Raw genomic sequence first — 20,682 nt, 5'->3', positions numbered from 1 at the left:
CTTGATCTTCATCAAGGAGAGGCGAAATGGCAGTGGCGAAGGCCGGCCCGGTTTTTAGACTTGAAGAGAGGCAGATCCCGGCGTTCCGCAGAGGGGCGGATGCCCGTCCATGCCTCGTGTGCACCAGAAGGAGGAATCAAATGAGTTTGCTACCGAGCCGCACCAGCCTGTTTGATGACCTGTTCCACGACATGGCCTCCGGCTTCTATATCCGCCCCCTGCACGGGGACCCGCTGCCCAGCCAGATCAAGCTGGATGTGCGGGAGAGCGACGGCGGTTATCTGCTGCAGGCCGAGCTGCCCGGGGTCGCCCGGGAGGACATACAAGTGGACGTGCATGGCAAGCTGGTGACCCTGAAGGCGGAGATCCGCCAGTTTGACAGCCAGAACAAGGATGAACGTGCCCTGCGCAGCGAGCGCTACTTTGGCAGCGTGTCGCGCACCGTCGAGCTGCCGGTGGAGGTGTCGCCGGAGCAGGTGAGCGCCAGGTTCGACAACGGCATCCTCACCCTGCGCCTGCCCAAACAGACGGTGACTCCGGCGCCCCACCGCATTCCCATCGAATAGCGGTACCATGATGTAAAGAGGCCCCGCCGTGCGGGGCCTCGTCGTTCATGGCTCGCTGCGCACCAGATAGGGGGCAAACTCGGGGGTGTGGCGCGCCACAAACCCCTGATCCGTCTTCTCGATGAGATAGACCGCGAGCCTGTGCTCCTTGGCAAAGGCCATCGCCCGCTCGGGCCCCATCACCATGAGGGCGGTGTCGAGGGCGTCGGCCTCCAGCGCGGTCGGGGTGATGACGCTGGCGGAGACCAGTCTGTGGGTCACGGGCTCGCCGGTGGCGGGATCGATGATGTGGGAGTAGCGCTTGCCGTCCAGCTCGTAATAGTTGCGATAGCTGCCGGCGGTGCTCACCGCCATGCCGTTGGGGGTGACCACGTCCTCGATGGCGCCCGGCCTGTCCGAGGGTTCGACGATGGCCACCCGCCAGGGGTTGCCCTTGGCGTTGCGGCCCTTGCTGCGCACGGCGCCCGCCACCTCGACGAGGTAGTTGTGCACTCCTCTTTGCTCCAGCAGGCCGGCTATCTCGTCGGAGGCCGCCCCCTCGCCCAGGGTGGAGAGGTCCAGATAGAGCCCCGGTATGGCCTTGCCGAGCAGGAAGTGATCTCCTTGGGGTGTCAGGCTCAGCTTGTCGATGCCGACCCTCGCCCTGGCCTGGGCGATCTGCTCGGCGCCGGGGCGCTGGGTCGGGCGCTTGTCCGGCCCGAAGCCCCAGAGGTTGACCAGGGGACCCACGGTGACATCCAGGGCGCCCAGGGTGAGGCGACCTGCGTCCATGCCCTGTTGCACAATCTTCGCCATGGTGGCCGGGATGACCTGGGGAGGCTGCCCCGTCCCCTGGTTGAAGCGGGAGATGAGGGAGGCGGGATCATAGGTGGAGATCTCCTGGTTCAGGCGCGCCAGCAGGGTCTCCACCTCCTGTTGCAGGGCGCCCTGTCCGCCGGGGAAGGGGTCGCTCAGGGTCACCGCATAGTAGGTGCCCATGGTGCTGCCCTGAATGCGGGTCTGGGTCGGGGCTGGCTGACAGGCGGCCAACAGCAGCATCAGGGAGAGCAGCAGGGCGCGCGGTGCCTGGCGCAGGGAAGAGGTGTGCATCTGTCATTCTCGCGGGAGTCGTCGACGGGTGAGCAGCTTAGCCAAGGGCGTTCGGGTTGGCGAGCTGGCCAAGGGCGCCAACCCTGCAAATAATTAAGCCGGACGGCCCGTTGACCAATCCGGTCCCTTGTCGTGTCGCGGGGGAGAGGAGTGACCCGGCCCGCATCTTTGAGCAAAAACCGTCGTCCCCCGGTGACATCTGGGTACAATGAAGATCGATTCTGACAGCATCTTTGCCTGGTGCCGCTCGGACTTTCGAGGCGAGTTTGCTGTCTTCCATCGCCAATCAAAGGAGAAGATGATGAAAAAGGTGTTAGCCCTGCTGCTTCTGAGCTCCCTCGCCACCCCCGCCCTGGCCGATGAATGCGCATTGGTCATCGAAGGCAATGATGCCATGCAGTTCAACCAGAAAGAGATGAGCGTGCCGGCCACCTGCAAGGAGGTGACGGTGACCCTCAATCACACGGGCAAGCTGCCGGTGGCCAACATGGGCCACAACTGGGTGCTGGCCAACACCGCCGACTATCAGGCTATCGCCACCGCCGGCATGAGCGCCGGGGTCGATCACGACTACCTGCCCAAGGATGACCCCAGGATCCTGGCCCACACCAAGTTGGTGGGGGGCGGCGAGAGCACCAGCGTCACCTTCAAGACCGACGGCCTGGCGGGCAAGGATCTCACCTTCTTCTGCTCCTTCCCGGGCCACTTCGCCCTGATGAAGGGCAGCTTCAAGGTGGGGTAGTGCCAAGGACAGTGTCGCCGCCAGTACAAGCAAAAGCCGGGAGTGTCCCGGCTTTTTTGTCTTCGCTTGCGCTGCGTCGCGGTGCTTTCATGATCTGGTCTGGGGTGGCAAGGAGATGACCGGCGTAGAATAGGCCGCAAATGGGCCAGTGGCCCGCCTACGCCCCTTCGGAAAAGAGAGAATGAACGCAGTGAAATGGATGCTTGGCTGTTGCCTTATGCTGTTGTGTGCCATGGCGCTGGCCGCCGAGCCCCCGGTGAAGAAGAGCCGGAGCGGCATCTGTCACCCCAAGGGCAGCACCTACTACAGCCGCACCAGGCACTATACCCCCTATGACACCATGCAGGCCTGCCTCGACAGCGGGGGCCGTGCCCCCCGGCGTTAAACGGCGGCTTGCTTGGGCTGCAGGGTAAAGAAGGCGAGGGTGGTCTTCTTGCCGCACTCGAAGCGGATGCTCTCCTCCCCCTGCACCACCAGGGTCTCGCCCGGTGCGACCTGCTGTCCCTGCACGGTGAGCTGGCCCTCCAGCAGGTGGCAGAGGTAGCACTTGTCCGCCTCCAGGGTGAGGCTGAGGGGGAAGGGCAGGTTCAGCACCCGCACGTTGGCACTGATGCGCGCCGGGTGGTAGATGAGCCCGAGATCCGTCACCTCTTTTTTCAGCAGCTCGCAACGGGTCTCGTCATCCCCGCTGAAGTGGGCCGCCTCGAAGGTGGCGTAGGGGTGGCCGTTGAGCACGAAACCGGCACCGCTGACGGGCAGCAGGATGCGCTGGTAGCCGGGAAAGCGGGAGAAACTCCCCGCTTCCTTGATGGGGGCCGAGCTCAGCCGGTAGTCAAAGTCGAGCTTGTCCAGGGTCGAACCAGGGGGGGAGATCAGGATCTGGGCCGTGGTGCCCTGCCTGTTCTTCCAGGGCATTTTCAACTGGTCGGACTCTTTAATCAGGGTGATCACGATGGCGCCTCGGCGGGAAGGGGAGAGTGGGGCCAGTGATACCATCTCCGGGAGTGGCTCACAAGGCGCCGCCAGCGCAGGCCGCGCTGGTTGACCACAAATCAGGCAGCGGACCCCCTGACGCTGACCCTAATCGGTCGACTCAAGCCCTTTTTCTATCTTGTCCAGCAGTTGCTGCAACTGCGCTATCTCCGCCGGCGTCAGCAGAGAACACAGCCGTTCGTCGAGCCGTGCGGCCTGCTGCTCCCCCTGGTTGACCCGCTCGCAGGCCAGCGGGGTCAAGGCCAGACAGATGCTGCGTCTGTCAGTGGGATGGGGCCGCTTCTCGATGAGCCCCTGTTTCTCCATCTCCTGCAGCAGGCGCGTCACCTGCGCCTTGTCGCGGCCCGACCGCTGCGCGATGAGCTGCGGCGTGGCGGGATCCAGCGCATGGATCAGTTGCAGCACCTTGTAATGGAGTGGGCTAAGGGCGATCTGCTGTGCCCGGAAATGCTGCGTCATGGCGATTTTGTACTGATCGAGGATCCGGAAGAGGTGGTTTGATAACTTCATGGTTGATAAAGTCAACTTAAAAGGGTTTAATTGATTTTATCAACCATATGGGCAAAAGCCCAGCCCGAGAGGAGATGAAAGATGCCACACACTTATCGTGTACAGGTCCAGGCGCTGGACCGCGAGGTGCCCCCGTTGCAGTTCGACTGCCAGAATCACGACGACATCTTTGCCATCCTGGCGCTCAGCAAGGGGAAGCTGGCCATGTCGGAGCAGGAACATCAGGCGTTTATCGTCGGGTTGAAGCTGTTTGGCGAAGTCATGATGCAGCATCGCAAAGAGGAGTTGTTCAAGGGGTTTCTCCCCCATTTCAAGCAATTCATGGGGCAACTGAAACGCACCGCCAGGGGAGAGGAGGCCGTGGTCGCCCCTTCCGAGTGACCCTGCCCTGACTCAAAGGGCGAGTGGTCCCGCCAGCATGCCTGATGCAAAGGAAACCCCGAGGTTGTGATCCCGGTGCTGTCAAAGCGGCGACGGCCCGCTACACTGGCAGCTCGTTTCACGGAGGACCCATGACCCACAAGATCATTCTGGATACCGATCCCGGCATCGACGATGCCATGGCCATTCTGTTTGCCGAGGCGCACCCCGCCATTGACCTGCTCGCCATCACCACGGTGTTTGGCAATGCCACCATCGAAAACGGCACCCGCAACGCCCTCTGGCTCAAGCAAAAATATGGCATGAAGGCGGACGTGGCCCGGGGCGCCGCCGCGCCGCTGCTGCGCGAGCCCGTGGGGCCGACGACAGTGGTGCACGGCCCGAGTGGCTTTGGCGACGTCCAGGCGGGGGAGGTGACCCTCAGCCCGGATCCCCGCCCGGCCTGGCAATACATCGTCGAGACGGTGAAGGCCCATCCCGGCGAGATCACCCTGGTGACCATCGGGCCCCTCACCAACCTGGCGCTGGCGCTCGAGGCGGCCCCCGAGGTAGCCGCCCTGGTGAAAGAAGTGGTCGTGATGGGCGGCGCCTTTGGCGTCAACGGCCATCGCGGCAACGTGACCCCCTATGCCGAGGCCAATATCCACGACGATCCCGATGCGGCGGACCGGGTCTTCACCGCCCCCTGGCCCCTGGTGATCATCGGGCTCGACGTCACCCAGCAGAGCATCTTCACCGCCGACTATCTGGATGCCCTGCGGGATGATGCGGGGGAGCCGGGCCGCTTCCTGTGGGATGTCAGCCGCTTCTACCTGCGCTTCTATTCCGAGCGCATTGGCATGGCGGGGTGCCATGTGCACGATCCCTCCGCCATCGCCTATGTGATCGATCCTGCGCTGTTCACCCTGCGCAAGGGGCCGGTGCGGGTCATCACCGAGGGGCCCGCCATCGGCCATACCCTGCAGAAGTTTGACGACACCCGCCATCCCCATGACGAGTGGGCCGACTGCCCGGCCCAGCAGGTCGGGGTCGCGGTGCGGGATCAGGCCTTGCTCGCCCTCTATCGGGATACCCTGGTGGCCTGGGGCAAGGGGCGCCGATAAGGCCCGGCAGTGAGTGAAAGCGTGATGGCGGCCGGGTCATGGTGAGGCGCCCCCGGTTATACTGGCGAACATCGGGTTGACGGGAGGAAGACGCAATGGCCTGGTTGTCTCTGTTGGTGGCGATAGCCCTGATCGGGTGGTTGATGACGCTGGGGCGCGGCGCCCTGTTCGAGGTCCGGCTCGCGCCGGGCAAGGTGGTGGTGAAGCGTGGCTCGGTGCCGCCGCGCTTTGTGACCCAGGCGACCCAGATCCTGCACCATGAGCCGGTGCGCGGACGCATCCTGGGCCTGCGGGACGGCAACGGGGTGAGGCTGGTCTTCTCCCGCTCCATCCCCGAGCCCGTGGCCCAGCGCCTGCGCAACATCTTCCCCTACGGGGATTACCGGGGGCTCTCTCCGAGCCCTGACGGGCGAAAATCACGCTGAGCGGTCGCCGTGGCGACCCTCATTTCCAGACGCCGGGCCCTGTGCCCGGCGTCTGCGTTTTCAGCGCTTCGCCAGGAGGCCCTGTTGCGGTCAGCGCGGCCCTTGCAGGGGCCTGATCGCCTCGACCAGAAAGTCGATGAAGGCGCGGGTCTGGGGTTTGAGGAAGCGGCCGCCACGAAACACCGCGTGGATCTCGTCCTGGCGATCCTCGCAGGGGGAGGCGAGCCACTCTGGCAGCAGCGGCAGCAGGGTGCCCTCATCGATGCTTTGCTGCACCATCCAGCTCGACAGCAGCAGCACGCCGCACCCCGCGAGGGCGGCGCAGAGCAGGGGCGTGCCCCCGACCGAGGCGAGGTTGCCCTGCACCGCCACCTTCTCGCGCTCCGTGCCCTGCTGGAAGTACCAGTGCTGGCGTTGGCGCCCATGGCCGCGAATGAGGCAGTTGTGGTGGGCCAGCTCGGCGGGATGGGCGGGTTCGCCATGGCGGGCCAGATAGGCGGGGGAGGCGACCAGCAGCGAGCGGTTGGTGAGCAGATGGCGAGTGTGCAAGCTGCTGTCGGCGGGCTTGCCGATGCGCACCGCCACGTCCACGTTCTCGGCATCGAGATCCACCATGCGGTTGTCCAGCGCAACCTCCAGGCGCACCCCGGGGTAGCGGGTGAGGAAGTCGGGCAGGCGGGGAGAGAGCCAGGACGCGCCGAAGCTCTCGAACACCGAGACCCGCAGCGGCCCCTCTGGCGCCACCGAGAGGGGTTGCAGGGATTGCACCAGCTGATCCGCCTCCTCCAGCAGGGGCAGGGAGCGGGCGAGAAAATAGGCGCCCTGTTCGGTCAGCACCAGTTGGCGGGTGCTGCGCTTGAAGAGCGGGATCCCGAGCTGCTGCTCCAGGGCGTCGATGGCACGGGTCACGGAGGAGGGGGCCTGGTTGAGGGCGCGGGCGGCACGGGAGAAACTGCCCGATTCCACCACCTGGGCCAGGATGCGGATGCGATCCAGCATGGATTCACCTTTGCGATAAACGCAAAACTGTTGCAGGTTATGACGATATTCTAATCAACAATGAAAAAGTGAACAATCAGCTCACCGCCCCATCCGGGGTCCATCACAGGAGTCTTGCCATGTCACACCGTATCCAGCTCGCCAACCAGGTGCCCGCCGCCGTCTCGGCCATGATGGGCCTCGAGTCCTACCTCGGGGGCACCGACATTCCCCTGTCGCTCAAGGAGCTCATCAAGTTGCGCGCCTCCATGATCAACGGCTGCGCCTACTGCATCGAGATGCACGCCGACGTGGCGATGAAGCACGGGGAGAGCGCCCAGCGTCTGCTGGCGCTGGCCGCCTGGCAGGAGTCGCCGCTGTTCGACGCCCGGGAGCGGGCGGTGCTGGCCCTGACCGACGAGGTGACCCTGATCGCCGACAAGGGGCTCACGGCGCAGACCTATGAGGCGGCGCTGGCCCAACTGGGGGAAACCCTGCTGGCCCAGTGTCTGATGCAGGTGGTCACCATCAACGCCTGGAACCGGATCGCCGTGGCGACCCGGATGGAACACGATCACTCCTGACACCGGACCTCGAGGGAGGGAGAGAAAACGATTGTCAACGGGCCCGCACAAGGGCCCGTTTTGTTACGAAGTGTGCCTTCTGGCGCCAGGGGTTGCGACCGTTGTCGGGGGGCGGGAAGTTAATCATACATTCGTTTGATTAATTATTTTTTTAATCTTCCCCGAAAAATACCCATCCAGATCAAGGTGTGGAGAAATGACCTGTGAGTCGAAAAGGGGCTGTATGGCTCTTTTTTGATCGCAATGGCGGGTTAAAAACAGACCAGATGGATCTTTTTGGTTAATTGGTGGTCACTTTTGGTGGCGCGAGAGATTAACGGAAGATGAATTGCCGCGGTGTAACTTGAATAAATTGGTCATTGTCAAGGGATTAACATCTGATACCGCTTTCCATCACCTTTTGAACATTTTTGGGATTAATTTTTCATGTTGTTCACATGCCGGTCTGATGCAATAAAATGCTGCATTTTTTTATACCAATAAGCCTTCAAAAGATGAGGACATTGCATGAGACTCTTTGATGTGAAGAGGGGCTTGGGCGCTTTGCTGCTGCTCGCGACCGCCAGCTTGCTGAGTGGCTGCGACATGGCACTGATGAGCCCCAAGGGGCAGGTCGGTATGGAGCAGAAGTCACTGATACTCACCGCACTCGGCTTGATGCTGATCGTGGTGGTGCCCGTGATTGTCATGGCGGTGGCGTTCGCCTACAAATACCGGGCGTCCAACACCAGTGCCACCTATGCGCCGGACTGGGCCCACTCCAACAAGATTGAGGCAGTCGTCTGGACTGTACCCGTCATCATCATCGTCATCCTGGCGGTGATCACCTGGAAAACTTCCCACTCCCTCGACCCTTACAAGCCGCTGGAATCGGACGTCAAACCGGTTCAGGTGGATGTCATTTCCCTGGACTGGAAGTGGTTGTTCGTCTATCCGGAGCTGGGCATTGCGTCGGTCAACGAGCTGGCCTTCCCGGTCAACACCCCGGTCAACTTCCGGGTGACCTCCGACACCGTGATGAACTCCTTCTTCATCCCGCAACTGGGCGGCCAGATCTACGCCATGGCGGGCATGCAGACCAAGCTGCACCTGATCGCCAACGAAGCGGGCGAGTACAAGGGCATCTCCGGCGGTTACAGCGGTGCCGGTTTCTCCGGCATGAAGTTCAAGGCCATCGCGACCCAGGATCAAGCCGGTTTCGACGCCTGGGTAGCCAAGGTGAAGGCCTCTTCCAAGGCCCTGAGCACCATGGATGAGTTCAATGCCCTGGCCAAGAAGAGCGAAAACCACCCGGTGGAGTACTTCGCCAGCGCCGATCCCAAGCTGTTCGTCAACATCATCAACAAGTTCATGGGCGGCATGTCCCATGGTGGTCACGCCACCCCGGCTGCGGGCTCCGCGGATCACGAGGGCATGAACCACGAGGCCATGAACCATGACGCCGCCCCGAAAGCGGGTGCCATGGACCATGAAGGGATGAACCATGAGGCCTCGCAAGAGGACGCCATGGAGAACCAGGCCATGAACCATGACGCCCATGCCGGACACATGGCCATGTCGGCCGACAAGAGTGTGAAAGCAGGATCCGAGGAATAATCGATGTTTGGAAAATTGACACTCGAGGCTATTCCGTACCATGAACCCATCATCATGGTCACGATAGCCGGTATCATTCTGGGGGGCCTGGCCATCGCCGGTCTCATCACTTACTACGGCAAGTGGCAATATCTGTGGAAAGAGTGGCTGACCTCGGTCGACCACAAACGCCTCGGTATCATGTATCTCATTCTGGGCATGGTCATGCTGCTGCGTGGCTTTGCCGACGCCGTGCTGATGCGTGGCCAGCAGGTCATCGCCTCCGGGGGTGGCGAAGGCTACCTGAACGCCCATCACTACGACCAGATTTTCACCGCCCACGGCGTCATCATGATCTTCTTCGTGGCCATGCCGCTGGTGATCGGTCTGATGAACATCGTGGTGCCGCTGCAAATCGGTGCCCGTGACGTGGCCTTCCCCTTCCTGAACAACCTGAGCTTCTGGTTCACCGCCGCGGCCGTGGTGCTGATCAACGTCTCCCTCGGGGTCGGTGAATTCGCCCAGACCGGCTGGCTGGCCTATCCGCCCTTGTCGGGGCTGGAGTTCAGTCCCGGGGTCGGGGTCGATTACTGGATATGGAGTCTGCAGATTTCGGGTCTGGGGACCCTGCTGACCGGCGTGAACTTCTTCGCCACCATCATCCGCATGCGTGCCCCTGGCATGACCATGATGCGCCTGCCGGTCTTCACCTGGACCGCCCTGTGTGCCAACATCCTGATCATCGCCTCCTTCCCGATCCTGACCGTCACCATCGCCCTGCTCACCGCAGACCGCTACCTGGGTACCCATTTCTTTACCAATGACATGGGTGGCAACATGATGATGTACATCAACCTGATCTGGGCCTGGGGTCACCCCGAGGTGTACATCCTGGTGCTGCCGGTGTTCGGGATCTTCTCCGAAGTGGTGGCGACCTTCTGTAAGAAGAAGCTGTTCGGTTACACCTCCCTGGTGTGGGCAACCGTGGCGATCACCGTGCTGTCGTTCATCGTCTGGCTGCACCACTTCTTCACCATGGGGTCCGGCGCCAACGTGAATGCCTTCTTCGGCATCACCACCATGATCATCTCCATCCCGACCGGGGTGAAGATCTTCAACTGGCTGTTCACCATGTACCGCGGTCGCATCGAGTTCACCTCGCCCATGCTGTGGACCGTCGGCTTCATCATCACCTTCACCGTGGGTGGCATGACCGGGGTACTGCTCTCCGTGCCGGCCGCCAACTTCGTGCTGCACAACAGCCTGTTCCTCATCGCCCACTTCCACAACGTCATCATCGGCGGCGTGGTGTTCGGCTGCTTCGCCGGTATCACCTACTGGTTCCCGAAAGCGTTCGGCTTCAAGCTGGATGACGTCTGGGGCAAGCGTGCCTTCTGGTGCTGGATCACCGGCTTCTTCGTGGCCTTCATGCCGCTCTACGTGCTGGGCTTCATGGGCATGACCCGTCGTGTCAGCCAGAACATCGATCCCGAGTTCCACGGCTGGCTGGTGGTCGCCGCCTGCGGCGCCGGTCTGATTGCCCTGGGCGTGCTGTGCCAGGTCATCCAGATCGTGGTCAGCATCCGCGACCGCGAGAAGAACCGCGACCTGACCGGCGATCCCTGGGGTGGCCGTACCCTGGAGTGGGCGACGTCCTCTCCGCCGCCGTTCTACAACTTCGCCATCGAGCCGAAGGTCACCGGTCTGGACGCCTTCTGGGAAGCCAAGGCTGACGGCAGCGCTTACAAGAAGCCTGCCCAGTATGCCCCCATCCACATGCCGAAGAACTCCGGTGCCGGTGTCATCATCGCCGCCTTCAGCGTGGTGTTCGGCTTTGCCATGATCTGGCACATCTGGTGGATGGCCATCGCCGGCTTCATCGGCATGATCGCCACCTGGATCATCCACAGCTTCAACGACGATGTGGACTACTACGTACAGGTTGACGAGATCGAGCGCATCGAAGGTCAGCATTTCGACAACATCAACAAGGTGGCTTAATTCCATGGCGACTGACGTACTACATCACTCTCACGGTGCCCATGAGGATGGGCACCACGATGCCGGTGCCACCAAGGTATTCGGTTTCTGGATCTACCTGATGAGTGACTGCATCCTGTTCGCGACCCTGTTCGCGACCTATGCGGTCCTGGTCAACGGCACTGCCGGCGGCCCCACCGGCAAGGACATCTTCGAACTGCCGTTCGTGTTCGCCGAAACCATGCTGCTGCTGCTGAGCTCCATCACCTTCGGGTTCGGCATGCTGGCCATGAACAAGAACAAAGTCGCGGCGGTCAACACCTGGCTGTTCGTCACCTTCCTGCTGGGTGCCGGCTTCATCGCGATGGAAATCTACGAGTTCCATCACCTGATCGTGCACGAGGCGGGCCCGGATCGCAGCGGCTTCCTCTCTGCCTTCTTCACCCTGGTGGGGACCCACGGTATCCACGTGACCAGCGGCCTGGTCTGGATCATCGTGATGATGGTGTCGATCACCAAGAAGGGGCTGACCGAGCGCAACCGCACTCGCCTGATGTGCCTGAGCCTGTTCTGGCACTTCCTCGACGTGGTATGGATCTGCGTCTTCACCGTGGTCTATCTGATGGGGGTCATGTAAATGAGTCATTCCGTTGACAATCACGGCGCCAGCCACGGCAGCGTCAAGTCCTACATGATCGGTTTCGTGCTGTCACTCATCCTGACCGCCGTGCCGTTCTGGATGGTGATGGACGGCTCCGCCTCCCACGCCGTGGTGCTCGGCACCGTGGTGGCCATGGCGGTGGTGCAGATCTTCGTACACCTGGTCTACTTCCTGCACATGAACACCTCCTCCGAGGAGCGCTGGAACCTGGTGGCACTGGTCTTTACCGTGCTCATCATCGCCATCGTGGTCGTGGGTTCCCTGTGGATCATGTACAACCTCAACATCAACATGATGGTTCACTGAGCGGGTTGATGATGATGAAGCAATACCTGCAAGTGACCAAGCCGGGCATCATCTTCGGCAACCTCATCTCGGTTATCGGGGGATTCCTGCTGGCCTCGAAGGGGAGCCTGGATGTGCCCCTGTTCATCCTGACCATGGTGGGGGTGTCACTGGTGGTGGCCTCCGGTTGCGTGTTCAACAACTACATCGACCGGGACATCGACTGCATCATGGAGCGCACCAAGAACCGCGCCCTGGTGCGGGGGCTCATCGCCCCCGGTGTCTCCCTCTGGTATGCGACGGCGCTGGGCGTTGCGGGCATTGCACTGCTCTACTTTGCGGCCAATCCGTTGGCCGCCTTGCTGGCGGTGCTGGGCTTCCTGGTTTATGTGGGGGTCTACAGCCTCTACATGAAGCGCCACTCGGTCTATGGCACCCTGGTCGGCAGCCTCTCCGGCGCCGCGCCGCCGGTCATCGGCTACTGCGCGGTGAGCGGGCAGTTCGACTCGGGGGCCCTGATCCTGCTGGCGATCTTCAGCCTGTGGCAGATGCCGCACTCCTATGCGATCGCCATCTTCCGCTTCAAGGACTACCAGGCTGCCAACATCCCGGTGCTGCCGGTGGTGAAGGGGATCCCGGTGGCCAAGCTCCACATCACCCTCTACATCCTGGCGTTCATGGTGCCGACCCTGATGCTGTTCCTCGGCGGCTACGCCGGGTACAAGTATCTGGTGGTGGCCACCGCGGTGAGCGTCTGGTGGCTGGGGATGGCGCTGTCGGGCTACAAGGCGGCGGTGGACGACTCCCTCTGGGCGCGCAAGCTGTTCATGTTCTCCATCGTCACCATTACTTGCCTGAGCGTGATGATGTCGGTGGACTTCCAGCCGGACGCAGCGCCTGTATTGGTGAGCATGCTGCCCTGACGCTGGAGCTGACATGTTCTCCATCGTCGTCATCATCTTCACTTGCCTGAGCGTGATGATGTCGGTGGGCTTCCAGCCGGACGCAGCGCCGGTACTGGTGAGCATGCTGCCCTGATAGTGTGAACTGCACCCCTGAAATGCATGAAATCCAGAGCCGGGAATCTTCCCGGCTCTGCTATTATGGGCGCCGCCCTGCGAGGGGCATCGCCGATTTTTCGGGGCGGCCGGGCGCCTGTCACCCCTTTCTTTCTCTCTTCTTTTTGACTCATCGAGGCCCTCATGAATGATTTCACCATGACGAGGGGCGAGCGACGCGCGACCTGGGCGCTCGGCTCCGTCTTCTCGCTGCGCATGCTCGGCATGTTTATGGTGCTGCCGGTGCTGACCACCTACGGCATGTCCCTGGCGGGCGCCTCCGAGGCGCTCATCGGGCTTGCCATCGGCATCTACGGCATGACCCAGGCCCTGTTCCAGATCCCCTTCGGCCTGCTCTCCGACAAGGTGGGGCGCAAGCCCCTCATCGTTGGCGGCCTGCTGATGTTTGCCCTTGGCAGCGTCATCGCCGCCCTGAGCGACGCCATCTGGGGGGTCATCGTCGGGCGCGCCCTGCAAGGGAGCGGCGCCATCTCCGCCGCCGTCATGGCGCTCCTGTCGGATCTCACCCGGGAGCAGAATCGCACCAAGGCGATGGCCTTCATCGGGGTGAGCTTTGGCATCACCTTCGCCATCGCCATGGTGACCGGCCCCCTCATCACCCATGCCCTGGGCTTGTCCGGCCTCTTCTGGCTCATCGCCCTGCTGGCCCTGGCCGCCATCGCCATGGTGCTCTGGGTGGTGCCGACCCCGGCGGCCCACCTGCAAAATCGCGAGTCCGCCATGGTGCGAGGCAGCTTTCGTACCGTGCTCACCAACCCTCGCCTGCTCAAACTCAACCTCGGCATCCTCTGCGTCCACACCCTGCTGATGTCGAGCTTCGTGGCCCTGCCGCCCCTGCTGGAGCGTGCCGGGCTGCCCCGTGACAGCCAGTGGCAGGCCTATCTGGTGACCATGATGATCGCCTTCGTGAGCGTGGTGCCCTTCATCATCTATGCCGAGAAGCACCGCCAGATGAAGCGGGTCTTCATCGGGTGCGTGGTGGTGATGCTGGCCGCCGAGCTGGTGCTCTGGCAGAGCGGCCAGCAGCTGTGGGGTCTGCTCGCCGGGTTGCAGCTCTTCTTCATCGGCTTCAACGTGATGGAGGCACTGCTGCCGTCTCTCATCAGCAAGGAGTCCCCGCCGGGCTACAAGGGCACCGCCATGGGGGTCTACTCTACCAGTCAGTTCCTCGGGGTCGCCATCGGCGGCAGTCTCGGCGGCCTGCTCTACAGCCTGGGGGGCGGCCCCCTGGTGTTTGGCGGTTGCGCCGCCCTGGCCCTCGCCTGGCTCGGGGTGAGCCTCACCATGGCCGAGCCCCCCTATGTGAGCAGCCTGCGCATCGTGCTGCCGGAAGGGGTCGAGGCCACCCCGGCCCTGGAGCAGCGGATCCGCGCCAGCGAGGGGGTAAGCGACGTGCTGCTGGTGCGCGAGGAGCACTCCCTCTACGTGAAGGTGGACAGCAAGCGCCTGACCCGCAGCGATCTGGAGCGGCTGGTCTCGTTGTGATGGCTGGCTGCGCGGGGCGGCGCAGAGCGCGGGCTGATGGGCGGCTGCTATGCTGAGATCCTCACTCACTGGAGGAACCTCTGATGTCATACGTGGACGGATTCGTGCTCGCCGTGCCGACGGCCAACAAGCAGGCCCTGATCGATCATGCGGGGCAGTTTGACCCCATCTTCCTCGAATACGGCGCCACCCGGGTGCTGGAGTGCTGGGGGGACGATGTGCCCCACGGCAAGCAGACCGACTTTTACCGGGCGGTGGCGGCCAGGGAGGATGAAACCGTGGTCTTCTCCTGGGTGGAGTGGCCGAGCAAGGCGGTGCGGGACGACGCCATGGGCAAGATGATGCAGGACCCCAGGATGGACCCCGCCAATCCCCTGCACCAGACCATGCCGTTTGATGGTGCCCGCATGATTTTCGGAGGCTTCACCACCGTGCTGGAGCTCAAGGGCTGAGACCGGCCATCGGGGCTTCACCCTGGTGGCCGGAGCGCAAGGGCCGATAGCAACACCCAGGCCCGTCAGATGATGAAAAAGCCCGCCAGCCGGCGCAATGCTGTTCACTTAAGAGAATTTGAGTTCCAGTCCACGTAGTATCAGGACAAAAAATCGAGGGAGGCATGATGCCTCCCTCTTTCTATTGCAAGCCCCGCTGGATAAAGGCTGGAGGAAGATCGACTGGACACAGCCTTGCCCCCTCAACTCAAATCCAATTTATGAATAATCAGTCAAAAAAGTGCTTATCTGAACAGCATTGCGCCAGCCGGCGGGCTTTTTGCTGGGCGCCATGCCGGGGGATCAGCGCTCCACCAGCGGGGCCGAGCGGTAGCTCCACAGGCCATAGGTACGCAGGGCGTCCCGGTAGATGCCAAGCAGTTCCTCCGGGCTTGCCTTGGCCAGAGCGGAGAGGGGCTTGTCCGGGTAGGCGACGCTGTCGATGCGGATGTTCGCCGGGCCGCTCTGCCAGCAGGCGATTTCCAGCAGGGTCTGGCCCCGGCGCACATGGCTCGCCGAGCTCACCAGGGTGGCGAACTCAATCTCGTGGCGGGCGAGGGCATAGCCGCTGTAGAGGGCGTTCTCCACCGTGCTGGTGGCGTAGTTCTCCTCGATGATGCGGGAGCGGTCGATGCCCTTTTTCGCCAGCCAGTCCGCCATCAGCTTGCCCTCGGTCTGGCGGTTCTGGGGCACGCCGCCGGTGAGGATGACGAGGGCCGCCGGATCGGCCTGGGCCAGGGCGCGGGTGGTCTCGAGGCGTCCCAGCAGGATGTCGTGCATGGAGCCGTCGGGATTGAGGGCATAGCCCAGGGTGACGATGGCGCGGCGCCCCTTCTTCTCGCCCCGTCCCTGACGTTCCTTGAGGGGGGTGGCGACCACCCTGTCCACGGTGGCGAACAGTCGCTGCAAGTCGGCGGCGCGACCGGCATTGAGCTCGCCGACCCGCTTGAGGTAGCCATCGGATTTGGCCTGGTTGCCCTTGAAGCGCTGCCAGGTGGCCAGATAGGTGTTGATGTCCAGATCGTCCGGGGCGGCGGTGAGGGCCTGCTCGAACAGGGCGATGGCCCTGTCCACGTTGCCGTTGTAGATCTGGGCGTTGGCCGCCGAGATGAGCAGATCGGTGCGATAGGGCTCAAGCTGGTGGGCCTCCAGCAGCAGGGTAGTCACCTGCTCCATGTTGCTCGGCATCTTGGCGGTAAAGCCCGCATCGGAGACCCGGGCGGGGGAGTGGAAGATGCGGGCGGCGTCTGCCAGCAGCTGATCCACCACCTGGCGCTTGCTGATGAACTGCTCGTAATTCTGCTCCTTTTGCAGGGAGCGCACCGGGGCGGCCCAGGCATCGGATGAGATAACGAGCGGCAGCGTCAGCAGGCTGGTGAGGGTCAGGGCAATCGCGGTTTTATTCATCATGGGGCTCCCTGTGGGGTGCGGGGCGCGATGCCTTGGCTCGTCCCCTGAATGCTTTTCCAATAAAAACAGATGCTTGGTTTGCTGCCTACTCTACTCCCTTCCCGATGAAAAAAACGTGAACCGTTCCGGTTATCCCGATGCCCCCCTCAGCGCAGCCCCAGACGCGCCTGCAGGAAGGCCAGCCAGGCCGCCACCTTGGCGGGCAGGTGGCGGCGCTTGGGATAGACGCACCAGATGCCGTGCTCGGGCAGGGCATGGTCTGGCAGGACGGGCACCAGCCGCCCGATGGCGAGATCCCGCGCCACGATGAAGTCCGGCATGTTGCCGATGCCAAGCCCCGCCAGCAGCGCGGTGTGGATGGCATCGCTGTTGTTGACCTCGAAATTGCCCCTGGGGGTGATGGCCACCTCTCCTTCGGGCCCGTGCAGCCGCCACTGGGTGCCGCCGCGAAACAGGGAGTAGAAGAGGCAGTTGTGGCGCTCGAGATCCGCCGGGGTGCGGGGCGTGCCGGCCTGCGCCAGGTAGGCGGGGGCGGCGCACAGGGTGCTGAGACAGGGGGCGAGGCGGCGGGCGACCAGGCTCGAATCCTCCAGCTCGCCGATGCGCACCGCCACGTCGAACCCCTCGGCCACCAGATCCTGCCGGGCGTCGCTCATCTCCAGCTGCAACTGCACCTCGGGGTGAAGGGCGAGAAACTCGGGGACAAGGGGGGCGATGTGGCGCCGGCCATAGACCATGGGCACCGTCACCCGCAGCAGGCCGCGGGGGGCCGATTGCAGGGCGCCGATGGCATCTTCCCCGTCGCTGGCCAGGCGCACTGCATGGCGCACCGTCTCGAAGTAGCGCTCCCCCGCCTCGGTGAGGGTGAGGGAACGGGTGGTGCGATAGAGGAGCTGGCAGCCGAGGGCCTGCTCGAGCTGGCTCACCTTCTTGCTCAGCACCGACTTGCTGAGGCCGAGCTGACGGGCGGCGCCGGAGAAGGTGCCCGACTCCACCACGGCGACGAAGGCGGGGAGCAGGGCGAAGGCTTCCTGGTTCATGTTGTTCTCGATATGGAAACAATGTTGTTCCAGGAGGGTAGATTATCCCCAAATCAAAAACAATTTACCCTGCTCGTCAGTTCAACCAAGGAGCAACCCCATGATCCCCCCGCTTGTTGACCGCGGCCCCGGCCGCCCCGCCCTCGGCCAGACACTTGGCCAGACCCTGGGTGCCCTGGCCGCCTTCGCCGCCGGCCTGCTGCTGGCGCTGATGATCGCCCAGAACGGCGCCCTGTCCCGCGCCACCGACCCCTGGCTCGCGAGCTGGCTGGCCCACGGGGTCGGCAGCCTGGTGGCCGGGCTCCTGTGGTGGCTCTCCCCAAGGCCCCCGACGCCGGAGGCGGCCCCGCCCTGGGCCTGGCTCGGCGGTCTGCCGGGGGCGCTCACCGTGGTGCTGGCGGCCCTCTGCCTCAACTCGCCCCTCGGCATGGCGGGCACCCTGGCCCTGCTGCTGCTCGGCCAGCTGCTGTTTGGTGCCCTGTGCGATGGCCTCGGCTGGCTCGGACTGGCTCGCCGCCGCCCCTCGGGAAAGGACGCGCTCGCCGCCCTGCTGGTGATGGCCGGCGCCCTGTTTATCGTGCTCGGCTAGGAGAAACACCATGACCCTTCTGATCCTGTTGGGACTGCTGAACGGCGTGGCGGTGAGCCTGTCGCGCACCCTCAATGGCCGCCTCGCCAGCGCCCGGGGCGCCATGACGGCCTCCCTTGCCAACCACCTGCTCGGCTTCGGGCTGCTCGGCGCCCTGCTCATCCTCAAAGGGGCACCCTGGGAGCGGCTAGCCGGGCTCGATCCCTGGCTGCTGCTCGGCGGGGTGCTGGGGGCGCTGTTCGTCGCCATCAGCAGTTGGGCCATCGGTCGGATCGGCGCCCTGGCCTGCGCCCTGCTCATCGTCACGGGCCAGCTGGCGGGGGGCGCCCTGCTCGATGCCCTGGCCGGACGGCTGGCCGCGAGCGATCTGCTCGGCATCCTGCTGGTGCTGGCGGGGGCTGCGCTGCAACGCTGGCAGGGCGGCAAGTCGTGCTCCCGAGGGTGAGTGATGCGGTGATGGCCTGGGTAAACCGGCAGGGATGACAGGAGCGCCTCCCTGCCTGGATGCCAAAGGCGGCTCGCCAGCCGGATCAGGGCCCAGATGAAAAGGAAAAGGCGAAAGAAAGGGAGGGAAAGGAAGAAACAGGAAGGCAACAGAGAGCAAAGAAAGAGAGGCGCCTGTAACCCTGGGCCAGCCCAAAAGCAGAACACCGGCGCAAGGCCGGTGTTCTGAACCGCATGGCGGCGGGCCCGACGGGGCGCGCGGTCAGGGCCGCTTAGGCGTAGAAAGCCTCGACGGTGCCCTTGACGGTGATCAGCATGGGGTTGCCGTAGCGATCCTTGGCCTTGGGGGAGGGGATCTTCACCCAACCTTCGCTGATGCAGTACTCCTCGACATTGGTGCGCTCCTTGCCGTTCACGCGAATGCCGATCTCGTGCTCGAAACACTCCGCCACATGGTGCGGGCTGCGCGGGTTGGCCGCCAGACGGTCGGGCAGTGCAGGTTTGTTGTCGCTCATTTTATAGACCTGAGTGTGATAAAAAGTGGGTCATTGTAGGCAATGCCCGCCATGGGCTCAAGGCTGGGTTGCGTCCCATAGGAGTGGCAAGTCCAGGCTACAGTTGCAGCTCGGGCAACAGCGTCGCCTGCGCCTGAAAATGGTCGCAACGGTGCTCAACGTCGTCTCTGTAACGTGCCAGATAAGCCAGCTCGGCGGGATTGTCTGTCTCAACCAGGGCGATGGCGGCATCAAGCTGATGCAGTATGTCGCTGGCCATCTTGTGCAAGGTCTGCTGCAACAGGCGTTTGGGCAGCTCGCATGCCTCGGCCATCTCCAGCAACTGCCATGCGTTGACCGCCTCGGGAGCAAACTCGTCGCCTATGGCCATGGCCAGATGCTGGTTGAACTCGGGGTAAAGCCCCACATTGACCAGATCGTACCAGGGGGTGGGCATCAGCCCTGCTTTTGATACGAAGAAGCTGTAGTTCTTGCCGTGGGCATCGTGATTGTTGACGCAGAGGTTGAAGAGCAGCCATTGCAGCATGTCCAGTCTGGCCTGCGCCGGATTGACGCAAAGTGCGCTGAGACTGAACAGCCGTGGCAGGCTCACCCCTTCCCGAATATGGGCCACGTCTCGCCCGTCACCGAAGTTGCGTTCATATTTTCGGGCGACGGGAAACCCCAGCCCCTGACAGGCATCGATCATATGGCGACGGCGCACCCTCAAGCCATCTTCATCGAGGCGCCGATCGAAGCGTTCTACCAGCAAACCTCGGTGGGACTTATCGCCTTGGCCGACCCTGTGCAGTTCGACCCGCGCCACCGGCATGCCCAGCAGTGCGGCCAGCCCCATGGTCACAAACTCATTGATCACCAGATGAGGGTGATGCTCGAACTTGAGGAGGTGGGTGGAACAGAGCTCGCCCTCGCCAAATCCCAGCGCCCCCTCGAGTCGCAGCAGGTTGAGCTTGGCCTGCACACCCGCAACCGAGAGGCGGGGGCGACCATCCCAGACTTCCAGCGGCCAGATCTCGGGCTGTTCGAGGCGCAGCAACAGCTCCTCTGGGGTGATGGGGCGAAACCGGGTGGGGACGTCGGGCTCTGCGGGCAGGGTAAAGGTGACAGCCCCGGAGACATCGCGGCCGATGCCGTGGATCAGGGCAAAGAGATTGCTGCGCGAAACGGAGAGCGCCTCAATCAGATGGTCCAGCCCGCGATTTTCAGGCAGCAAGTTGCCGAGATACGCCCGGATCTGGGCACTGCTGGCCGATCCATCCAGCGCCAGTGGGGGGGAGAGCGGGAAGCCACGCGCCTGCCACTCAGGTGTATAGCCGAGCTGAAACGCATCCTGGCTGGAGTCATACTCGAGATGGCCGATCAGCTGGTTACCCAGCCGAAGTTCCAGCCGATGGCGCTCAGAACCATTCATCATCACCGACCTCGGGTTGGCTGTTGCCGCTTGTTGCCTGTGAGCCCGTTTCCTGCACCAGTTGCAAGTGCAGCCCCAGCGCCTTCATTACCTGCAACAGGGTCGAGAGGTAGACATCCCCCCCCTTTTCAATCTTGATCAGGGTCTTCTTGGAGATGCCGCACAGTGAGGCCGTCACCTCCTGGGTCATCCTGGCGGCCTTGCGTCTCTCGCGGATCGCCAGCCCCAGCGAGGCGGGATCCAGTTCTTTCGGGCCGGTTTGCAACGATGCGTCTGCCATCATGATCACGGGAAAAAGTGTAGGTTGTTACACCTTAACCTATGGTAAGAGCAAACAGCAATCAAA

General features: G+C 63.1%; 24 protein-coding genes and 1 pseudogene. 16 read left to right on the top strand and 9 right to left on the bottom strand.

Annotation, left to right across the window (positions count from 1 at the left end; genetic code table 11):
- Positions 1-140: 140 nt before the first annotated feature.
- Positions 141-566 carry an Hsp20/alpha crystallin family protein gene (locus tag HKD46_RS05150; RefSeq protein WP_042076053.1) on the top strand — a complete coding sequence of 142 codons (426 nt, stop codon included), beginning with the start codon at positions 141-143 and terminating at the stop codon, positions 564-566.
- A gap of 45 nt (positions 567-611) precedes the next feature.
- On the opposite strand, the gene HKD46_RS05145 is transcribed toward HKD46_RS05150, so the two are convergent.
- The gene (locus tag HKD46_RS05145; protein WP_171864990.1) at positions 612-1,655 is read right to left on the bottom strand and encodes an FAD:protein FMN transferase; all 1,044 of its coding nucleotides are present in this window, start codon (positions 1,653-1,655) and stop codon (positions 612-614) included.
- 301 nt (positions 1,656-1,956) lie between these two features.
- Between HKD46_RS05145 and azu the strand changes: the two genes are divergently transcribed.
- Both azu and HKD46_RS05135 read left to right on the top strand, forming a co-directional pair.
- Positions 1,957-2,397 (top strand): azurin, encoded by a 441-nt coding sequence (azu, locus tag HKD46_RS05140; RefSeq protein WP_171864989.1) that lies wholly within the window; start codon positions 1,957-1,959, stop codon positions 2,395-2,397.
- Between the two features lie 181 nt (positions 2,398-2,578).
- Positions 2,579-2,782, top strand: coding sequence for a hypothetical protein (locus HKD46_RS05135; RefSeq protein ID WP_109422024.1), 204 nt, complete (start codon positions 2,579-2,581; stop codon positions 2,780-2,782).
- Here HKD46_RS05135 and HKD46_RS05130 read toward each other — a convergent pair.
- Positions 2,779-3,348, bottom strand: coding sequence for a HutD family protein (locus HKD46_RS05130; protein ID WP_029314060.1), 570 nt, complete (start codon positions 3,346-3,348; stop codon positions 2,779-2,781). The genes HKD46_RS05135 and HKD46_RS05130 overlap by 4 nt on opposite strands.
- A 129-nt stretch (positions 3,349-3,477) precedes the next feature.
- Positions 3,478-3,900 (bottom strand): MarR family winged helix-turn-helix transcriptional regulator, encoded by a 423-nt coding sequence (locus HKD46_RS05125; RefSeq protein WP_113978018.1) that lies wholly within the window; start codon positions 3,898-3,900, stop codon positions 3,478-3,480.
- Positions 3,901-3,981: 81 nt separating this feature from the next.
- Here HKD46_RS05125 and HKD46_RS05120 point away from each other — a divergent pair, with 81 nt between their 5' ends.
- From HKD46_RS05120 to HKD46_RS05110, 3 genes are all read left to right on the top strand, one after another.
- On the top strand, positions 3,982-4,281 hold the full coding sequence (locus HKD46_RS05120; RefSeq protein ID WP_042014216.1) for a DUF3861 domain-containing protein: 300 nt from the start codon (positions 3,982-3,984) through the stop codon (positions 4,279-4,281).
- Positions 4,282-4,412: 131 nt separating this feature from the next.
- The gene (locus HKD46_RS05115; protein ID WP_113978020.1) at positions 4,413-5,384 is read left to right on the top strand and encodes a nucleoside hydrolase; all 972 of its coding nucleotides are present in this window, start codon (positions 4,413-4,415) and stop codon (positions 5,382-5,384) included.
- A gap of 95 nt (positions 5,385-5,479) precedes the next feature.
- Positions 5,480-5,809, top strand: coding sequence for a DUF3634 family protein (locus tag HKD46_RS05110; protein WP_039039207.1), 330 nt, complete (start codon positions 5,480-5,482; stop codon positions 5,807-5,809).
- Positions 5,810-5,899: 90 nt separating this feature from the next.
- On the opposite strand, the gene HKD46_RS05105 is transcribed toward HKD46_RS05110, so the two are convergent.
- Positions 5,900-6,808, bottom strand: a complete 909-nt coding sequence (locus HKD46_RS05105) for a LysR family transcriptional regulator (protein ID WP_113978021.1) — start codon at positions 6,806-6,808, stop codon at positions 5,900-5,902.
- Between the two features lie 119 nt (positions 6,809-6,927).
- Here HKD46_RS05105 and HKD46_RS05100 point away from each other — a divergent pair, with 119 nt between their 5' ends.
- The 8 genes and pseudogenes from HKD46_RS05100 to HKD46_RS05060 all read left to right on the top strand — a co-directional run bounded on the left by HKD46_RS05100 (position 6,928) and on the right by HKD46_RS05060 (position 14,888).
- Positions 6,928-7,371: a carboxymuconolactone decarboxylase family protein gene (locus tag HKD46_RS05100; protein WP_109422028.1), complete on the top strand. Its 444-nt coding sequence runs from the start codon at positions 6,928-6,930 to the stop codon at positions 7,369-7,371.
- Between the two features lie 507 nt (positions 7,372-7,878).
- Positions 7,879-8,967, top strand: coding sequence for a cytochrome o ubiquinol oxidase subunit II (cyoA, locus tag HKD46_RS05095; protein ID WP_080767819.1), 1,089 nt, complete (start codon positions 7,879-7,881; stop codon positions 8,965-8,967).
- Between the two features lie 3 nt (positions 8,968-8,970).
- Positions 8,971-10,947, top strand: a complete 1,977-nt coding sequence (gene cyoB / locus HKD46_RS05090; protein WP_041211612.1) for a cytochrome o ubiquinol oxidase subunit I — start codon at positions 8,971-8,973, stop codon at positions 10,945-10,947.
- Positions 10,916-11,563 (top strand): annotated as a pseudogene (locus HKD46_RS05085) (cytochrome o ubiquinol oxidase subunit III); the annotation flags it as partial. The gene cyoB and the pseudogene HKD46_RS05085, both read left to right, overlap by 32 nt.
- Entirely contained in the window at positions 11,564-11,893 is a 330-nt protein-coding gene (locus HKD46_RS05080) for a cytochrome o ubiquinol oxidase subunit IV (protein WP_010673684.1), read from the top strand.
- Positions 11,894-11,901: 8 nt separating this feature from the next.
- Complete coding sequence (cyoE, locus tag HKD46_RS05075) at positions 11,902-12,795, top strand: heme o synthase (protein ID WP_010673685.1); 894 nt, start codon at positions 11,902-11,904, stop codon at positions 12,793-12,795.
- Positions 12,796-13,074: 279 nt separating this feature from the next.
- A complete protein-coding gene (locus HKD46_RS05065) occupies positions 13,075-14,436 on the top strand; it encodes an MFS transporter (protein WP_113978023.1) in 1,362 nt (453 codons plus the stop codon).
- A gap of 83 nt (positions 14,437-14,519) precedes the next feature.
- Positions 14,520-14,888 carry a DUF1428 domain-containing protein gene (locus HKD46_RS05060; protein ID WP_010673687.1) on the top strand — a complete coding sequence of 123 codons (369 nt, stop codon included), beginning with the start codon at positions 14,520-14,522 and terminating at the stop codon, positions 14,886-14,888.
- A gap of 342 nt (positions 14,889-15,230) precedes the next feature.
- Here the strand turns inward: HKD46_RS05060 and HKD46_RS05055 are convergent, their stop codons facing one another.
- Both HKD46_RS05055 and HKD46_RS05050 read right to left on the bottom strand, forming a co-directional pair.
- Positions 15,231-16,334: an ElyC/SanA/YdcF family protein gene (locus HKD46_RS05055; RefSeq protein WP_128297550.1), complete on the bottom strand. Its 1,104-nt coding sequence runs from the start codon at positions 16,332-16,334 to the stop codon at positions 15,231-15,233.
- Between the two features lie 149 nt (positions 16,335-16,483).
- A complete protein-coding gene (locus HKD46_RS05050; protein WP_128297549.1) occupies positions 16,484-17,377 on the bottom strand; it encodes a LysR family transcriptional regulator in 894 nt (297 codons plus the stop codon).
- Positions 17,378-17,477: 100 nt separating this feature from the next.
- Between HKD46_RS05050 and HKD46_RS05045 the strand changes: the two genes are divergently transcribed.
- Positions 17,478-17,966, top strand: a complete 489-nt coding sequence (locus tag HKD46_RS05045) for a DMT family transporter (protein ID WP_171864988.1) — start codon at positions 17,478-17,480, stop codon at positions 17,964-17,966.
- 10 nt (positions 17,967-17,976) lie between these two features.
- Positions 17,977-18,411, top strand: a complete 435-nt coding sequence (locus HKD46_RS05040) for a DMT family transporter (protein WP_048208022.1) — start codon at positions 17,977-17,979, stop codon at positions 18,409-18,411.
- Positions 18,412-18,682: 271 nt separating this feature from the next.
- On the opposite strand, the gene HKD46_RS05035 is transcribed toward HKD46_RS05040, so the two are convergent.
- The 3 genes from HKD46_RS05035 to HKD46_RS05025 all read right to left on the bottom strand — a co-directional run bounded on the left by HKD46_RS05035 (position 18,683) and on the right by HKD46_RS05025 (position 20,616).
- Complete coding sequence (locus tag HKD46_RS05035) at positions 18,683-18,925, bottom strand: DUF3297 family protein (protein ID WP_010673692.1); 243 nt, start codon at positions 18,923-18,925, stop codon at positions 18,683-18,685.
- Between the two features lie 97 nt (positions 18,926-19,022).
- Positions 19,023-20,339 carry a HipA domain-containing protein gene (locus HKD46_RS05030; protein WP_128297563.1) on the bottom strand — a complete coding sequence of 439 codons (1,317 nt, stop codon included), beginning with the start codon at positions 20,337-20,339 and terminating at the stop codon, positions 19,023-19,025.
- Entirely contained in the window at positions 20,323-20,616 is a 294-nt protein-coding gene (locus HKD46_RS05025) for a helix-turn-helix domain-containing protein (protein WP_234657696.1), read from the bottom strand. Before HKD46_RS05025 ends, HKD46_RS05030 begins: the two co-directional genes overlap by 17 nt.
- Positions 20,617-20,682 lie beyond the last annotated feature (66 nt).

This window comes from Aeromonas sp. TW 6, assembly GCF_013168745.1.
GTDB classification, from domain to species: Bacteria; Pseudomonadota; Gammaproteobacteria; order Enterobacterales; family Aeromonadaceae; genus Aeromonas; species Aeromonas caviae.
This window is presented reverse-complemented; position numbering and strand designations above follow the sequence as displayed.

Excerpts from the sequence above, each read along its gene's own strand:
- cyoA (WP_080767819.1), top strand. The coding sequence starts at position 7,879 with ATGAGACTCTTTGATGTGAAGAGGGGCTTGGGCGCTTTGCTGCTGCTC.
- HKD46_RS05105 (WP_113978021.1), bottom strand. The coding sequence starts at position 6,808 with ATGCTGGATCGCATCCGCATCCTGGCCCAGGTGGTGGAATCGGGCAGT.
- HKD46_RS05030 (WP_128297563.1), bottom strand. The coding sequence starts at position 20,339 with ATGATGAATGGTTCTGAGCGCCATCGGCTGGAACTTCGGCTGGGTAAC.
- HKD46_RS05040 (WP_048208022.1), top strand. The coding sequence starts at position 17,977 with ATGACCCTTCTGATCCTGTTGGGACTGCTGAACGGCGTGGCGGTGAGC.
- cyoE (WP_010673685.1), top strand. The coding sequence starts at position 11,902 with ATGATGATGAAGCAATACCTGCAAGTGACCAAGCCGGGCATCATCTTC.
- HKD46_RS05060 (WP_010673687.1), top strand. The coding sequence starts at position 14,520 with ATGTCATACGTGGACGGATTCGTGCTCGCCGTGCCGACGGCCAACAAG.
- HKD46_RS05080 (WP_010673684.1), top strand. The coding sequence starts at position 11,564 with ATGAGTCATTCCGTTGACAATCACGGCGCCAGCCACGGCAGCGTCAAG.
- HKD46_RS05065 (WP_113978023.1), top strand. The coding sequence starts at position 13,075 with ATGAATGATTTCACCATGACGAGGGGCGAGCGACGCGCGACCTGGGCG.
- HKD46_RS05055 (WP_128297550.1), bottom strand. The coding sequence starts at position 16,334 with ATGAATAAAACCGCGATTGCCCTGACCCTCACCAGCCTGCTGACGCTG.
- HKD46_RS05145 (WP_171864990.1), bottom strand. The coding sequence starts at position 1,655 with ATGCACACCTCTTCCCTGCGCCAGGCACCGCGCGCCCTGCTGCTCTCC.
- HKD46_RS05115 (WP_113978020.1), top strand. The coding sequence starts at position 4,413 with ATGACCCACAAGATCATTCTGGATACCGATCCCGGCATCGACGATGCC.
- HKD46_RS05100 (WP_109422028.1), top strand. The coding sequence starts at position 6,928 with ATGTCACACCGTATCCAGCTCGCCAACCAGGTGCCCGCCGCCGTCTCG.
- HKD46_RS05110 (WP_039039207.1), top strand. The coding sequence starts at position 5,480 with ATGGCCTGGTTGTCTCTGTTGGTGGCGATAGCCCTGATCGGGTGGTTG.
- HKD46_RS05035 (WP_010673692.1), bottom strand. The coding sequence starts at position 18,925 with ATGAGCGACAACAAACCTGCACTGCCCGACCGTCTGGCGGCCAACCCG.
- HKD46_RS05135 (WP_109422024.1), top strand. The coding sequence starts at position 2,579 with ATGAACGCAGTGAAATGGATGCTTGGCTGTTGCCTTATGCTGTTGTGT.
- HKD46_RS05050 (WP_128297549.1), bottom strand. The coding sequence starts at position 17,377 with ATGAACCAGGAAGCCTTCGCCCTGCTCCCCGCCTTCGTCGCCGTGGTG.
- HKD46_RS05120 (WP_042014216.1), top strand. The coding sequence starts at position 3,982 with ATGCCACACACTTATCGTGTACAGGTCCAGGCGCTGGACCGCGAGGTG.
- HKD46_RS05025 (WP_234657696.1), bottom strand. The coding sequence starts at position 20,616 with ATGGCAGACGCATCGTTGCAAACCGGCCCGAAAGAACTGGATCCCGCC.
- HKD46_RS05150 (WP_042076053.1), top strand. The coding sequence starts at position 141 with ATGAGTTTGCTACCGAGCCGCACCAGCCTGTTTGATGACCTGTTCCAC.
- HKD46_RS05045 (WP_171864988.1), top strand. The coding sequence starts at position 17,478 with ATGATCCCCCCGCTTGTTGACCGCGGCCCCGGCCGCCCCGCCCTCGGC.
- HKD46_RS05125 (WP_113978018.1), bottom strand. The coding sequence starts at position 3,900 with ATGAAGTTATCAAACCACCTCTTCCGGATCCTCGATCAGTACAAAATC.
- azu (WP_171864989.1), top strand. The coding sequence starts at position 1,957 with ATGAAAAAGGTGTTAGCCCTGCTGCTTCTGAGCTCCCTCGCCACCCCC.
- cyoB (WP_041211612.1), top strand. The coding sequence starts at position 8,971 with ATGTTTGGAAAATTGACACTCGAGGCTATTCCGTACCATGAACCCATC.